The following is a 13,940-nucleotide window of genomic DNA, read 5'->3' as shown; positions in this document are numbered from 1 at the left end:
CGCATGCTGTGCGATGTCCAGGCCCTCACCGGCAAATCCCCGGATTCGTCCGCCGTCCTGTGGAAACTGGCCGAGTCCGGCCGCCAGCTCGACGCCAACCTGATCCGGCTGCCCGCCGGGGAACACATCGCCACCCACGCCGAGCCCGACCTGGACGTCCTGGTACTCGTCGTCACCGGCGACGGCGTGATGAACACCCCCGCAGAGCCGCTGCCCCTGACGGCAGGAGTACTCCTGTGGCTGCCGCACGGCTCGACACGCAGCATCACCGCAGGGCCTGGCGGCTTGGCCTACGTGACGGTGCACCGCCGCCGCCCCGGCATGCAGATCCGCCGCCGCTCCGATCCGACCCCGTAACGGCCCCGCAGCCCATGCCACCAGCACGGCGCACGAGAGGGTGAGCGATGCACGTCACCGACCAGGCGATCGACGAACTCCTGGACCGCCGCGGCCAGGAATCCGTGAGCATGGCTTGGCTCGCCGACCGGCTGCGGTACTTCGTCGACCTCAACCCGGAGTTCGAGATCCCCACCGACCGCCTCGCGACCTGGCTGGCCCGACTCGACGACCCCGACGACGAATGACGAATGACGAATGACGAATGACGAAGCCAGCCAGCGGACGCGGGCGTCATTTTTCACTCGTTTCTACGACGCACACTGGGTAAAATTGTGAAATGAGTGAGCAGACGTTGCCTGATCCGGCCGGCCCTCCCACTGCGGGCGAGAGCCGTGCCCATGTACTCGACGTCCTGCGCGCCACGCCCGAAGCCGTGGGTGTACGTGAGATCGCCGAGCAGACGGGCCTGCACTCCAACACGGCCCGCTTCCACCTCGACACGCTGGTCAAGGAGGGGCTCGCCGAACGCAGGACCGAGGGAGGCGGCCGGCCAGGCAGGCCCCGCGCCGTCTACCGCGCCGCCGCTTCCCGGGTACCGGCAGGACGCCGCAGCTACCAGCTGCTCGCCCAGATGCTCACCGGCCTCATCACCGAGGCACTGCCTCAGCCGGCACAGGCCGCGGTCACCGCCGGCGAGGCATGGGGCCGCTACCTTGCCGACACCCCCTCTCCGGCCCAGCGCATCAACCCCGACGAAGCCATCCGGCGACTGACCCAGGTGCTCACGGACGTCGGCTTCGCCCCCGGTTCCGTCCAGGACGGACCGGACACAGTCATCCCGCTGCGCCACTGCCCGTTCAGGGAAGTCGCCGAGGAGCACCGCGACGTGGTGTGCTCCCTGCACTTGGGACTCATGCGAGGCGCCTTGAAGGAAGTACGCGCTCCCCTGAGCGTGGACCGGCTGGAGCCGTTCGTCGGGCCCTCGCTGTGCCTGGCCCATCTCACATCCGCAGAACAGCAGGCAGACCGCACTGCCTGAGCCACCGGCCTCACATCAGACGTGGCTCCCACCGCTCTCGCCCCGTTCCCCGCAGACCTCTCCCAACCGCCCCGGAGCCGGAACGAACGGACGTACCACCTCGCGTGCTACACCCGCATGCCCCGCGACGGGCACTTCGCCGCCTACGAGCAACCCGCCCCGCTCACCGACGACATCACCGCGTTCTTCCGCGAGCTCCGGCCCCGCCACCCGCGGGCCTGAGAGCCGGGAGCGTGAGCCCGGCGTCGGACGGCGTGGTAGCGGTCCAGCCGGCGAAAGAGGGACAGGCGGTCCTCGCGTTCGGAGTCCCGGGAACGGCGGCGCGGGCAGCGCCCCGCCGATCCGGCTGCGGCCGATCCATGACCGCCCGCTGATCTGCGGGGCATTCGTGGCGGCGGGCCACCGCGACTTCACTTACGCGTCCAGCCCAGCCTTACGGATGGTATGGGTTAAATCGGGACATAATGGGGCGAGCCATGCGTCGCGCCGGGGCGCTGGCCAACGACCCCCGTCGGCCGGTGGTGGAGGCCATGTGACCTGGTCAGTGCTCTCCCCGTCCGTACTCTCCCGGTTCATGCCGTTCGGCCGCTCGGTGTTCGGATCGGTCCGCTCCGCCACGCAGTGGCTGGGCGGGGTGCCGACGGCGCTTCCCGTGGTCGGGGGCTTGCTGCGGCCACCCGCGCCCCGGCTCTGGCGGACGCCAGGGGGCGTGCAAGTCGAGGTCCTGCGCCTGGGACGGCCCGGGACGGCCGGCGCGGCCCGCGAGGTGGAGACCACGCTGCGGGCGGTGCCGGGGGTGAACCGTGCCGAGGTGAACGGCACGCTGGGCTGCGTGTATGTCGGTTGCGGGCCCGAGGCCGACCTGGAGCGCGTCGTCGCCCTGGTCGCCGCCGCGGACGCCGCGGCGCCCGAGGCGGGCGCGGGCAATGAGGACGAGCCGGGTACCGGCGCGCGGCGGGTGCGGCGCTCGGTCGGTTTCCCCGGCGCGGCCGGAGAGGAAATCGAGGCGGCTGTTCACCTCGGGGCGGGTCTGGCGGCGGTCGGCCTGGCGTCGGTCGGCAGCGCGCTGCGGCTGCGTGGCCTTCCGCCGGTGGTGATCTCGGCGGTCCAGCTCATCGAGGCCACGCCGCGGCTGCGCGAGGGGTTCGCCGGCCGGCTCGGCGAGAAGGCCGCGGAGCAGGCCTGGAGCGCGACGAACCTGCTGTTGACGACGCTGACGTTCCGGCCGGTCGGCGCCGCGGCGCACGCTGTGCTGACCGGCGCCCGGTACGCGGAGGCACGGGCCCGTCGCAGGGGCTGGGAGGCCTGGTCGCGCAGGCTCGCCGCGCACGAGGGGTCGTACCGTCATGACGCGGTGCCGGCTGCGCGGCGGCCCGCCCCGCTGCCGTCCGGGCCGGGCGAGCGGTACGCCAACGTGGCGGTGCCGGTGTCCCTCGCCGCCTACGCGCTCACCGGGGCCGGCACGCTCAGCCATGACCGGGGGCTGGCACTGCTGACCGCGGGGACACCGAGAAGCCACCGGTTCGGCCGGGAGTCGTTCGCCTGCTCGATGGCGCGGACGGTCTCCGAGCGGGGGGCCCTGGTGCTGCGGCCGGAGGCGCTGCGCCGCCTGGACCGGATCGACACCGTCATTCTTGACGCCCGGGTACTGGCGACCGGCGGGTGGACCGTCGAGAGTCTGGTACGCCTGGCGCCGCCGGGTGGGCGGCCGGGCGAGGGGGAAGCCGAGCCGAACGGCGGACGTCGCCCCCGCGACGCCGGGGACGGCCCGGATGACGACGACATCCACGCCCATGTCCTGGAGCTGATCGAGCCCGGCGGCCCGCCGGGCCGGCGGCCCCGGCACCCTGAAGGTCCTGCGAGGGTGCCGCGTCGGGCCGGCTGGGAGCTGCGGCCGTACACCGGTGCGGACACCGTTCCGGGGGGCGTCGCGGTGTCGGCGGAGACCGCCGCGCAGGCGGCGCGCTGGGCCGAGGAGGGGGCGCAGGTCCTGCTTGTCCTGCGGGACGGCAGGCCGGTCGCCGTGGCCCGTCTGGTTCCACAACTGCGTGCGCTCGCCCACCACTTGGTGCGCGCGGCGCGTGAGTGCGGCCGGGTGCGGCTGGTGGGCGGCCCGCCTGGGCTGCACCGCCAGTTCGACCTTCCGGAGGCGGCGCCCACCGGCCATCGCCGGACGGCCGCGCTGGTCCGCTCCCTCCAGGCGCGGGGCCGCGGAGTGGCCGTGGTCTCGGCACATGCCCGGCTGGCCCTCGTGCGTGCGGATCTGGGGATCGGAGTGCTCACCAGCCCGCGACACGTGCCCTGGGAGGCCGATGTCGCCGCCTCGCCCGATGTCGTTCACCTGCTGCTGACCGCTCCGCCCGAGGCCCGGCGGGTCAGCGTGCTGTGCCTCCGCATGCAGGGCGCCGGCGCGCTCGTGGGTTCGGCCCTCGCCCTCTTCCTTCCCCGCTCGGCGGCCTGGGCGCGGACCCGCCTGCTGGCCGACGCGGTGACCATCGCCGGGCTCACGGCGGGCTTCTGGGCGGGCCGGCGGCTGAGTTGCCGCCCGGCGCCCGCAGCCGTCGAGCGAACGCCGTGGCACGCCATGACGGTGCGTCAGGTCATGGCGCGCCTCGGCACCTCCTCCCGGGGGCTGGACGAGGCCGAGGCCGCCCGGCGCAGGCAGTTCGAGGGCCGGGACCGGCACCGGGGCACCGGCACGCTGATCGGCAGGTTCGCGGAGGAGATGGCCAATCCGCTCACCCCCGTCCTGGCGATCGGCGGCGGCATCTCAGCCGCCCTCGGCTCTGTTCTGGACGCAGTGCTCATCGGCGGGGTCCTGGGGGTGGACGCGCTGGTCGGCGGGGTACAGCGGCAGAAGGCCGACCAGGCCGCCGAGCACCTGGTCGAGGCGACCTCGGTACGGGTCCGGGTGCGCCGCGGGGACCGGGCCGAGGCGGTCGACGCGGCCGCCGAGCTCCTCGTGCCCGGCGATGTGATCGAGCTGCGGGCCGGTGACGTGGTCCCGGCCGACTGCCGGGTCGTGCAGGCACAGGGCGTGGAGACCGACGAGTCCAGCCTCACCGGCGAGTCCCTGCCGGTCGCGAAGAGCGCCGCGCCGTCCGCGGCGCGGGCAGTCGCGGACCGGACCTCCATGCTCTACCAGGGGACGACAGTCGCGGCCGGTCACGCGTCCGCCGTGGTGGTCGCCACCGGGGCCACCACCGAGGCGGGCGGCGCGGCGGAGGCGGCCCCTCTGGAAGAGGCGCCGGAGAGCGGTGTGGAGCGGCGGCTCAAGGCGCTGGGCCGGTGGTTCCTGCCGTTGTCCGTCGGGGCGGGGGCCGCGCTCTTCGCCGTCGACCTGCTGCGCCGGCGGCCGCTGGGCGGCGCCCTGGGGGCCGCGGTCAGCCTCTGCGTCGCCGCCGTCCCCGAGGGGCTGCCCTTCGTCGCCACGGTCGCGGAGCTGGCCGCGGCCCGTCGGCTGTCCACCCGCAACACCCTGGTGCGCAGCGCCCCGACCATCGAGGCACTGGGGCGCACCGATGTGCTGTGCTTCGACAAGACCGGAACGCTGACCGAGGGAAGGATCACCCTCCAGCAGGTGTCCGACGGCCTGGAGCACCACCCGCCCGGCCGGCTCACCCCGGCGCTGCGCCGGGTCCTCGCCACGGCGGCGTTGGCGGGACCACCCGGGCCGGCCGCGACGCTCGCCCACCCCACCGACCGTGCCATCGCGGCCGGGGCCGAGTCGCTCGGCGCCACCCCCGCCCGGGTCGCCGGGCTTCGCACCGACACCTGGGACCGGCTGGCGGAGCTGCCGTTCGAGCCGGGGCGGGGCTACCACGCCGTGCTGGGACGTTCCGACGCCCAGGCACGGATCGTCGTCAAGGGCGCACCCGAGGTCGTCCTGGCCCGCTGCGACCGGATCCGCCGCGGCGACGGCAGCGAGCCCTTCGACGACCGGCGGAGGGAGGAGATCGAGACGGAGGTCGACCGGCTGGCCCGGCAGGGGCTCCGGGTCCTCGCGGTCGCCGAGCGCGTCCTGCCCGCGGGCGCACCGCAGGACGGCACGGCGTTCGCCGATCTCCTGGATGTCAGCGGCGAGGACTTCCACGGACTGTGCCTGCTGGGCCTGCTGGGCCTGGCGGATCCGGTACGGACCACCGCGGCCCAGAGCGTGAACCGGCTCGCCGCGGCCGGGGTGCGGGTGGTCATGGTCACCGGGGACCATCCCAGCACCGCCGCCGCGATCGCCAGGGAACTGCGGCCGGAGGAGGAACCACGGCTGATGACCGGGGCGGAGCTGGACTCCCTCGACGATGCCGCGCTCGTGCGGATCCTCCCGCGGATCACGGTCTTCGCCCGGGTGACGCCGGCGCACAAGGTCCGCATCGTCAGCGCGCTGCGCTCGGTCGGCAGGATCGTCGCCGTCACCGGCGACGGTGCCAACGACGCGCCCGCCATCCGGATCGCCGACGTCGGGATCGCCCTCGGCTCACGGGCGACTCCGGCGGCCCGCTCCGCCGCCGACGTGGTGGTCACCGACGACCGCATCGAAACCATCGTGGACGCCATCGTCGAGGGCCGGGCCATGTGGGCCTCGGTGCGCAAGGCTCTGGGCATCCTGCTCGGCGGAAACCTCGGTGAGATCACCTTCACCCTGGCGACCAGTGTGCTCACCGGTCGCAGTGCCCTGAACGCACGCCAGCTCCTCCTGGTCAACGTGCTCACGGACATGTTGCCCGCCATGGCCATCGCCGCCCGGCCGCCGGTCGACGCCGCGAGAAAACTCCTCGCGGAGGGGCCCGAGGCCTCGCTCGGCGCGGCCCTCACCCGCCACATCCGGCTGCGGGCCGCCGTCACCACGGCGGCGGCCGCCACGGCCTGGCTGGTCGCGCGGGCGACCGGCACCCGTGGGCGCGCCGACACGGTCGCCCTGGTCGCCCTCGTGACCTCCCAGTTGCTCCAGACGTTCCAGGACGCGGGCCGCGACCCGGTGGTGGCAGCGGCCGTGGTGGGGTCCCTGGTGGCGCTGGGCGTGGTGGTGACGGTACCGGGACTCAGCCACTTCTTCGGCAGTCGGCCTTTGAGCCCCGTGGGCTGGACGATCGCGCTGACGTCGGCGGCAGGGTCCGTGGTGCTGCCCGCTGTGGCGACCGGAGTCGCCGCCCGGGCGGGGCGCGCCACTCCGGCAAGGAAGAGTTCACCTGCGCGTCATGCGAATGCTTCCTCCCGGATGTCGTCGGACCGGACAAAGGAGTGGTCCCCAGCACAATCCTCTTGAAAGGCGGCCGTCCATGCCGCACATCCTCACCACGATCCTGACCCAGGCGGCGGTCGCCCTGATCGAGGCCGCGCTGATCCGCCTGTCCATGCAGCTCTGGAAGGCGTTCACCACCGGCGGGCGTCCGGCTGCCGCCCACGCCTGATCCGGCGGCGAGAACCGGCTGCCTTTTTTGTCGCCTTGTCCCGTTTATTGACCTTGGGGGATGGAAGGCGGACCGGGAAACCATGCTTCACACCGTGGAGGACCGGATGACTTCCCCACAGATGCAGCCAGAATCGCCACGGACTCCGGGTGGGACACCCAGCACAGGAGCGGCCGGCATGCCGACGGCACAGACGCCTGTGACGGCGGAACCGGCGCAGTCCCCCGAGATTCCCCCCGAGCGCCGCACGGAGGAGACGCCGGGCCGGGAGGGCCCGATGGGCAAGGTGGTGCACCTGCACACCGCTCACCCTCGGGTCCCGATCCCGTACCTGACCCCGGGCGACATGTTCACGGGCGCCCGGGAGGCCGCCCCGCGACTTCCCTCGATGCGCAAACTGACCTATTACGGGATCCTGGGCGGCATGGCCGTGGCCGGGGTCCTGGAGTGGCCGGTCGCCGTCGCCATCGCCGCCGCCACGGAGGTGATCACCCGCGAGCAGGGTGCACAGAGCCGAGCCGGGCAGGCGGCGGAGTCGCGCCCGCAGCCCGGCGCCGGACCTTCCGTCCGGACGGAAGGCGCCCGACCGCAAGCGGCGACGGGATGAGTGACGCGCACGCGCCCACCGGGGCCACGGCGCGGTCCGGTGTCGTGACCCGTCGGCTTTCCCGCGCATAACGCGACACGACTGCGCCGGGACCGGGCGGACGGCCACGTAAGGGCACAGCAGGCGGACGACGAGGTCGGACCGGCCGCGCCCACTGATCCGCTCCGGGGCCGGGGTTCGGCGAAACCGCGCGGGGCAGGGTCACGTCCTGCCTGCGGTCTGGCCGCGGCGGAGTTCCCGGAGTAACAGGTGACGGCCCAGGCCGTCGCCGGCCAGCGCACAGGCGTCGCTCACGGACCTCACGATCGCCCGGCGGGCCGTTGGACTCCTGGGCAGGCCGTCGAACCGACCGTCTGCCCCGCACGGCCTGCACGAGGCCGGGTCCGAGTCCCGATCGTCCGTGGTCACATCCGGAAACCTGCGGGCCCGCGCACCGCGGCCGCGGCAAGCTCCTCGATCCGGCCGGCGGATACCGGGACGCCCGCGGCCTGCTGCGCCCACGCCACGAATTCCAGGGGGGCGAGGCCTGACGGCGGCTGCCCGACGTACGGCAGGGCGTAAAGCGGCGTGTTGGGTTCGCTGCGCCAGCTCTCGGCCAGCGTGCCGAGGTCCACCGCGTCGAAGCCGAGGAGGTCCAGCAGATCGGTCACCTCCTTCTTGGCGGTCGGATCGTCGCCGGACAGCGGTATCGCGGTGCGGTCGGCGGCTCCGGCGGGACGGAAGAGTTCCAGCAGCTGCTTGGGGCCGATGCTGTGCAATGCCTTCACCACCCGGCTGCCTGCCAGACAGCGCTGCACCAGTTCGCTCGAGGTCAGCTCGTCGGTGTCGAGCTGCGGAATCGAGAAGCCCGGATACAGGGCGTAGTTCATCGGATCGATCACGGTCTTGCCGGCAAGCTCCGCCCGTGGCAGTCGCACGTGGGCTGCCAGCGGCACGGCGGCAAGGATCAGATCACCGGCGCGCGCGGCGTCGGCCGGGGTGGCCGCGCGGACACGGTCGCCGAGTTCCGCGACCAGATCGGCCAGCGTCTCGGGACCGCGGGAGTTGCTCAGGACGACGTGCAGCCCCGCATCGACGGCGCGGCGGGCCACCGCGACGCCGACCATGCCGGTACCGATGATGCCCAGAGTTGTCTGACTCACGTGTGTTCTCCGTTCAGGTCTTTCGCCTCTTGGCGGCGGCCCATGGGCCGCCGAAAGGCCGTCACACCATCACAACGGTGTTGAACAGGGCGAACAAGAACCAGACCCCCACAGCAGCGATCACAGAATGTGATAGATACGAGGAATGGAGCTCAGGGCGCTGCAGTACTTCGTGACCGTCGCCGAGGAACTGCACTTCGGGCGGGCGGCACGACGGCTGAGCATCGTGCAGTCGGCGGTGAGCCAGCAGATCACTCGGCTCGAACGAGAGCTCGGGGTGCGCCTGCTGGAGCGCACCTCACGGCGCGTGCGGCTCACCCCGGCCGGTGAACGGGTGCTCGCCGCCGCCCGTGAGACTCTCGCCGCGGCGGCCAGAGTCCGGGTGGTCGCCGGAGAGCCGGCCGCGGTCCTTCGGATCGGAACGGCTGCTTGTGCCACGTGGAGACTCGACCGTGCCCTGGACCGCCTGCGCGTGAGCGAACGCCCCGCCGAGCCGAGGCTGATCGACCTCCCGGTGACCGCGCGCCTGGCCGCTGTCCACGACGGCGAGCTGGACCTGGCACTGGTACGGGGCGCGGTCGCCTCGTCGGCGATGACGGTGGTACGTGCCTGGTCCGAGCCGCTCCACGCGGTACTGGCACGCGAGCACCCCGCTGCCGGCACCTCAGCGGTCAGCCTGCACCACCTCGACCCCCGTGGCCTGCGGCTTCCTGCCCGTGAGAACGACCCGCCACTGCACGACGCACTCCTCGCGGCCCTGCCCGTGGCTCCGCCGCGTCCGCCCGCCGGGGACCTGTCCCACGTACTGTTCGAGGTCGGCCGGGATCCGCAGGGCTGGACCCTGATGCCGGCCGAGCAGCTCACCGGATCCCGTTCCGAGCGGTTGCTCCACATACCGCTCGACCCGCCGGCGAGCATCGACGGCCACATCGTCACGTCATTGACCACACCGCAACCGTGCGTGGCGTCCTACATGGCCGCATTCGCAGACTGAAAGCCCGCTGGGGTGGGGCAGAGGCGTTCACGTTCGCGTGCGGTGTGGAAGCGCCAGTAGGGATCGAGGTCGCCGTGGGAAACGACGGCGCGCTGTCGCAGAACGGCTCCGGCTCCGGGCAGGCCCCAGTGGGCGCCGGTGATGCCGAGGCGGTCGGCGATCAGGTGGCGGCAGACGCCCTCCACCGCGCCGGGGGGACCGAGCGCGGCGGCACCGGCCCGGGAGACGTCCACCCGGTGGCGACCGGCCCCCGTTGTTGAGCGCCATGTCGTAGTGCCGTTCACGCCGCCGCCGTTCGGCACCTGCCACCGCTTCGGGGCGCTCCGATTCGGACAACATGATCACCGCAGAAGGCCCTGGATGCGCCATGGCAAAAGGGCGGCCAGGCGGCTGCCGCCCCGGTTGGCTTCCCCCGGCCCGGGTTCGCCCCGGCGAACCCCACAGCTTGGTCCGCGCCTCGCCCACGGCTGAGGCCGGGGCCTTTCAGAGGACACCCGTCTGGCCGCTGAGGCCCCACCCGTGACCGTTCCGGCCGGTTCCCTGCGACCGGCAGGTGCATAGGTTCTCTTCGGGCCCTGCGACACGGGCCTCATCGGCCGGAAGGGGTGCGGCTTCGTCTGCCGGTCCGACTGATCGAGTTGAGCTCTTGTGCGGTGGAGCCCCCGGCACGCGCTGCCGGGCGCTGCCTGCCGTCGCGGCGCTGTCACGCCGTACGGCCGAACTCAGCAGGGGCGCTGGACCCATCTTGGAGCGACCATGACCGTTTTGCAGGAAAGTACGCCCACGAGCGGCCCCCGGAGGAACGAAGCCGACGTCGTTGTGATCGGGGCGGGCCTGGCAGGACTCACCGCGGCACGCGAGCTCGTCGCGGCGGGGCTGTCCGTGACGGTCCTGGAAGCGCGGGAGCGGGTCGGCGGTCGGCTCCTCAACCACGATCTGGGCGACGGCCAGGTGACCGAGATCGGCGGACAGTTCGTCGGCCCCACCCAGGACCACGTCCTGGCGCTGGCCGAACAGGTCGGCGTGGCCACCTACCAGGCGACGGTCCCCGGCGAGAGCGTCTACGTGCACGACGGCAGGGCCAGGCGGTTCACCGGGCAGACGCTCCCCGACCCACTGGCGCTGCCGGACATGGGCATCGCCCTGGCACGCATCGGCCAGGCGGTGCGCAAGCTGTCCCCGACGGCTCCATGGCGGGCGCCGAAGGCTCGCGAGCTGGACGGCATGACCTACGAGACCTGGCTGCGCAAGGCGGAGGTCACCGGTGCCGCCGTCGATCTGGTCAACATCTTCCTCAACTCCGCGTACGGCGGTGAGGCGCGTGACGCGTCCGCGCTGTTCAGCCTCTGGTACGTCTCGGCCTTCGGAGACGAGACGCATCCGGGCACGATGGAACGCGGCACGGGCACCGAGGGCGGCGCCCAGGACAGCCGGTTCGTCGGCGGCTCCCAGCTGGTCGCGCAGCGGGTGGCCCTCGAGCTCGACGGACGGGTCCGGCTCGCGGCGCCGGTGCGCCGTATCAGCCAGGACTCCACCGGCGTCACCGTCGTCTCGGACGCCGGGGACTGGCGGGCCGGCCGGGTGATCGTGGCCGTTCCGCCGCTGCTGGCCTCCCGGATCGTCTGGGACCCGCTGCTGCCGCCGCAGCAGGACCAGCTCTACCAGCGGCTCCCCTTCGGCACCCTCATGAAGTGCGTGGCCGTCTACGACAAGCCGTTCTGGCGCGCGGACGGCCTCTCCGGCATGGGCCTGCTGCGCGACGGCTCCCCCATCCGCGAGATGTTCGACAACAGCCCGCCCGACGGCGGGCCGGGCGTCCTCATGGGCTTCCTCGGCGGCAAGGAATGGCGCAAGTGGGCGCACCGTCCGGCCGGCGAGCGGCGCGGCGCCGTGCTGCGCTGTTTCGCCCGGGTCGTCGGGGAGCGGGCGTTCGACACCGTCGACTACGTCGAGCAGGACTGGACCGCCGAGCAGTGGACCCAGGGCGGTCCCACCTCCGTCGCCGCGCCCGGGGTGCTCACCGGCTACGGCCAGTGGATGGGGCGGCGTTTCGGCCGCGTGCACTGGGCGGGCGCCGAGTTCTCCCCGTACTGGCCCGGCTTCATGGACGGCGCCGTCCGCTCCGGCAAGCAGGCCGCCGCCGAACTGCTCGACCACAGCTGAGCACCACAGACGCAAGCAGAGAGAGAACCCTGTCGTGAACAAGTACGTCGTCACCGAGAAGGCCGTCGTCGATGCTCCCGTCGAGCGAGTCTGGGAGGTCGTCTCCCGCACCGACCGGTACGCCGAGTGGGTCGCCGGTGCCATCGAGGTCACCGACCACCACGGAATCGCCACGGTGGGCAGGACGTATGCCGAGCACAACCGTACCCTCGGCCCGCTGCGAACCCACTCGGTGTGGACCGTGCGCGAGATCGAACCCATGCGGCGCCGTGTCGACACCGGCACCGGTTTCGCCCCGCTGAGGGACGTGACCAACGTCTTCGAGTTCCAGTCCGTGAAGGGCCCACGGGGCGAGGACGCCACGGAGATGACCTACCAGGTCGAATACACCATGGGGCTCGGCCCCATCGGGCTCCTCCTGGACAGCATCCAGCAGCCCGCGATGCGGGCCGGTATGCGCACCTCCATGGCCAACCTCAACACACTGCTGCGTTCCGAGAACTCGACGGCGGCACGCTGACATGCCGGAGTCCTCTCAGTTCTTCGCGGAACAGCGGCGTTCCGTGGCGGCTGCCTGCCATCGCCTCGCCGAAGCCGGGCTGCTGATCGGCACGGCGGGCAACGTGAGCGTGCGGGCCGGCGACCGGATCGCGGTCACCGCGACCGGCGTCGTCCTCGGCCAGGTCACCTCCGAACAGGTCACCGTGGTCGGCCCGGACGGCGACGTGGTCGCCGGGCACCTTCGGCCCACGTCCGAAGTGGAGTTGCATCTCGGGATCTACCGGCGGTACGACGCCGGCGCCGTGGTGCACACCCACTCGCCGCAGGCGACCGCGCTGTCCCTGGTGCTCGACGAACTTCCGTGCGTCCACTACCAGCAGCTCGTGCTCGGCGGCACCACACGGGTCGCACCGTTCGCCCCGTTCGGCAGCCCGGAACTCGCCGCACAGGTCCTGTCAGCGCTCGACGGCCGATCGGCGGCGCTGATGGCCAACCACGGCGCGGTCGTGTACGGGCCGACGCTCGAAAATGCCGTCGACAACGCGCTGTTGCTGGAGTGGGCGTGCGGCCTCTACCTGCGCGCCGCGTGCCTGGGCGTACCGCGGGTCCTGGACGAGGACCAGCAGGCCGCCGTCATCCGCGCCGCGATGCGGCGTGGCTACGGCACCCCCCGTCCCATCGATGACACCACCCGCTCCACCGAGGAGAAGAGCCGCTGATGCGACAGACAGTCATAGCTCTCGGGGCCCACGTGTTCGACGTGCAGGTCCGGCCGGTCGAGGCCATTCCGGAGGGGCAGGGCGCGGCTCTGGTGGACCAGATCCGGTTCAGCCCGGCGGGTGCGGCCGCCGGTACCGCGCTCACGCTGGCCAAGCTGGGCGCGGGGGTGCGGACCGCCGGGGCGGTGGGCGCCGACCCGATCGGTGACCTGCTGCTGAGCATGCTGGCCGCGCATGGCGTGGACACCTCGCTCGTGGTGCGCCGTGACGACACCCAGACCTCGGCCTCGGTGCTGCCCATCCGCCCCGACGGCAGCCGTCCCGCCTTCCACGTCCTGGGCGCGAACATCGCCTACGGCCCGGACGACGCCCCGCACACCGAGATCGCCAGGGCCGGCCATCTGCACGTGGGGGCACCGGAGTTGATGGGCGGGGAGGCTGCCGCGAAGATCCTCGCTCCCGCACGGGCCGCGGGTGTGGTCACCTCCGCCGACCTGCTCGCCTCCGGCGACAGCAACCTGTTCGAGTGGATCGCGCCCGCGCTCCCCCACCTGGACCACCTGCTGCCCAACGAGGAACAGGTGCTCGGCCTCACCGGCGCGGCCACGCTGGAGGACGGCGCGCGCAGGTTCCTCGCGGCAGGCGTCGGTTGTGTCGCCGCGACCCGGGGTGCCCGGGGGGCGCTGGTGGTCACCGCGGACGAGGTGATCGAGGTGCCGGCCTTCGCGGTCGACGCGGTGGACACCACCGGCTGCGGCGACGCCTTCTCGGCCGGCTTCCTGCGTGGTCTGGGGCTGGGCCGCACGCTGCGGGAGTGCGCGGTGCTCGGCTGTGCGGCGGCGGCGCTGGTGGCCCAGGGGCTCGGCAGCGACCACGGGGAGTTCGACCTCGCCGCCGCCGACGCCTTCGCCGCCACGGCCCCGGTGCTGGAGCCGCGTTGACGGCTCGGTGGCGGCCGGCCCCCGGGCGGCCTTCGCCGGCCTGATCGGATGCCCTCCTCAGGCCGGCCCGAGGCCGCCGTTTCCCGC

General features: G+C 72.9%; 13 protein-coding genes and 1 pseudogene. 12 read left to right on the top strand and 2 right to left on the bottom strand.

Going from position 1 to position 13,940, the window contains the following annotated elements; genetic code table 11:
* Positions 1-3: 3 nt before the first annotated feature.
* The 7 genes from LQ326_RS10175 (at position 4) to LQ326_RS10150 (ending at position 7,393) form a co-directional block, all read left to right on the top strand.
* Positions 4-357, top strand: coding sequence for a hypothetical protein (locus tag LQ326_RS10175; protein ID WP_308401888.1), 354 nt, complete (start codon positions 4-6; stop codon positions 355-357).
* A gap of 47 nt (positions 358-404) precedes the next feature.
* Positions 405-584 carry a DUF6104 family protein gene (locus LQ326_RS10170; RefSeq protein ID WP_234534828.1) on the top strand — a complete coding sequence of 60 codons (180 nt, stop codon included), beginning with the start codon at positions 405-407 and terminating at the stop codon, positions 582-584.
* A 92-nt stretch (positions 585-676) separates the two neighbouring features.
* Positions 677-1,378, top strand: coding sequence for a helix-turn-helix transcriptional regulator (locus LQ326_RS10165; protein WP_234534826.1), 702 nt, complete (start codon positions 677-679; stop codon positions 1,376-1,378).
* Positions 1,379-1,399: 21 nt separating this feature from the next.
* Positions 1,400-1,600, top strand: a complete 201-nt coding sequence (locus LQ326_RS10160; RefSeq protein ID WP_234534824.1) for a hypothetical protein — start codon at positions 1,400-1,402, stop codon at positions 1,598-1,600.
* Positions 1,601-1,910: 310 nt separating this feature from the next.
* Entirely contained in the window at positions 1,911-6,641 is a 4,731-nt protein-coding gene (locus LQ326_RS10155; RefSeq protein WP_234534822.1) for a cation-translocating P-type ATPase, read from the top strand.
* Positions 6,642-6,654: 13 nt separating this feature from the next.
* Positions 6,655-6,786, top strand: coding sequence for a hypothetical protein (locus LQ326_RS47805; RefSeq protein WP_268206844.1), 132 nt, complete (start codon positions 6,655-6,657; stop codon positions 6,784-6,786).
* Between the two features lie 178 nt (positions 6,787-6,964).
* Entirely contained in the window at positions 6,965-7,393 is a 429-nt protein-coding gene (locus LQ326_RS10150) for a hypothetical protein (RefSeq protein ID WP_234534820.1), read from the top strand.
* A 404-nt stretch (positions 7,394-7,797) separates the two neighbouring features.
* Here LQ326_RS10150 and LQ326_RS10145 read toward each other — a convergent pair whose 3' ends face one another.
* Positions 7,798-8,535, bottom strand: coding sequence for an NADPH-dependent F420 reductase (locus LQ326_RS10145; protein ID WP_308401884.1), 738 nt, complete (start codon positions 8,533-8,535; stop codon positions 7,798-7,800).
* Between the two features lie 145 nt (positions 8,536-8,680).
* Between LQ326_RS10145 and LQ326_RS10140 the strand changes: the two genes are divergently transcribed.
* The gene (locus LQ326_RS10140; protein ID WP_234534816.1) at positions 8,681-9,529 is read left to right on the top strand and encodes a LysR family transcriptional regulator; all 849 of its coding nucleotides are present in this window, start codon (positions 8,681-8,683) and stop codon (positions 9,527-9,529) included.
* Here the strand turns inward: LQ326_RS10140 and LQ326_RS10135 are convergent.
* Positions 9,505-9,720, bottom strand: a pseudogene (locus LQ326_RS10135) (hypothetical protein); the annotation flags it as partial. The gene LQ326_RS10140 and the pseudogene LQ326_RS10135 sit on opposite strands and share 25 nt — an antisense overlap.
* 565 nt (positions 9,721-10,285) lie before the next feature.
* Here LQ326_RS10135 and LQ326_RS10130 point away from each other — a divergent pair.
* From LQ326_RS10130 to LQ326_RS10115, 4 genes are read left to right on the top strand one after another with little or no spacing between them, the layout of a single operon-like run.
* Positions 10,286-11,692 (top strand): flavin monoamine oxidase family protein, encoded by a 1,407-nt coding sequence (locus LQ326_RS10130; protein ID WP_234534815.1) that lies wholly within the window; start codon positions 10,286-10,288, stop codon positions 11,690-11,692.
* A 34-nt stretch (positions 11,693-11,726) separates the two neighbouring features.
* Positions 11,727-12,212, top strand: coding sequence for an SRPBCC family protein (locus LQ326_RS10125; RefSeq protein WP_234534813.1), 486 nt, complete (start codon positions 11,727-11,729; stop codon positions 12,210-12,212).
* A 1-nt stretch (position 12,213) separates the two neighbouring features.
* Complete coding sequence (locus tag LQ326_RS10120; protein WP_234534811.1) at positions 12,214-12,912, top strand: class II aldolase/adducin family protein; 699 nt, start codon at positions 12,214-12,216, stop codon at positions 12,910-12,912.
* Positions 12,912-13,853 (top strand): carbohydrate kinase family protein, encoded by a 942-nt coding sequence (locus LQ326_RS10115; protein ID WP_234534809.1) that lies wholly within the window; start codon positions 12,912-12,914, stop codon positions 13,851-13,853. Before LQ326_RS10120 ends, LQ326_RS10115 begins: the two co-directional genes overlap by 1 nt.
* The last annotated feature ends 87 nt before the right edge of the window (positions 13,854-13,940 follow it).

The sequence above is a fragment of the Streptomyces shenzhenensis genome, assembly GCF_021462265.1.
Classification (GTDB): domain Bacteria; phylum Actinomycetota; class Actinomycetes; order Streptomycetales; family Streptomycetaceae; genus Streptomyces; species Streptomyces shenzhenensis.
This window is presented reverse-complemented; position numbering and strand designations above follow the sequence as displayed.

Coding starts and splice junctions, on each gene's coding strand:
- LQ326_RS10115 (WP_234534809.1), top strand. CDS start 12,912: ATGCGACAGACAGTCATAGCTCTCGGGGCCCACGTGTTCGACGTGCAG.
- LQ326_RS47805 (WP_268206844.1), top strand. CDS start 6,655: ATGCCGCACATCCTCACCACGATCCTGACCCAGGCGGCGGTCGCCCTG.
- LQ326_RS10165 (WP_234534826.1), top strand. CDS start 677: ATGAGTGAGCAGACGTTGCCTGATCCGGCCGGCCCTCCCACTGCGGGC.
- LQ326_RS10175 (WP_308401888.1), top strand. CDS start 4: ATGCTGTGCGATGTCCAGGCCCTCACCGGCAAATCCCCGGATTCGTCC.
- LQ326_RS10170 (WP_234534828.1), top strand. CDS start 405: ATGCACGTCACCGACCAGGCGATCGACGAACTCCTGGACCGCCGCGGC.
- LQ326_RS10150 (WP_234534820.1), top strand. CDS start 6,965: ATGCCGACGGCACAGACGCCTGTGACGGCGGAACCGGCGCAGTCCCCC.
- LQ326_RS10120 (WP_234534811.1), top strand. CDS start 12,214: ATGCCGGAGTCCTCTCAGTTCTTCGCGGAACAGCGGCGTTCCGTGGCG.
- LQ326_RS10140 (WP_234534816.1), top strand. CDS start 8,681: ATGGAGCTCAGGGCGCTGCAGTACTTCGTGACCGTCGCCGAGGAACTG.
- LQ326_RS10130 (WP_234534815.1), top strand. CDS start 10,286: ATGACCGTTTTGCAGGAAAGTACGCCCACGAGCGGCCCCCGGAGGAAC.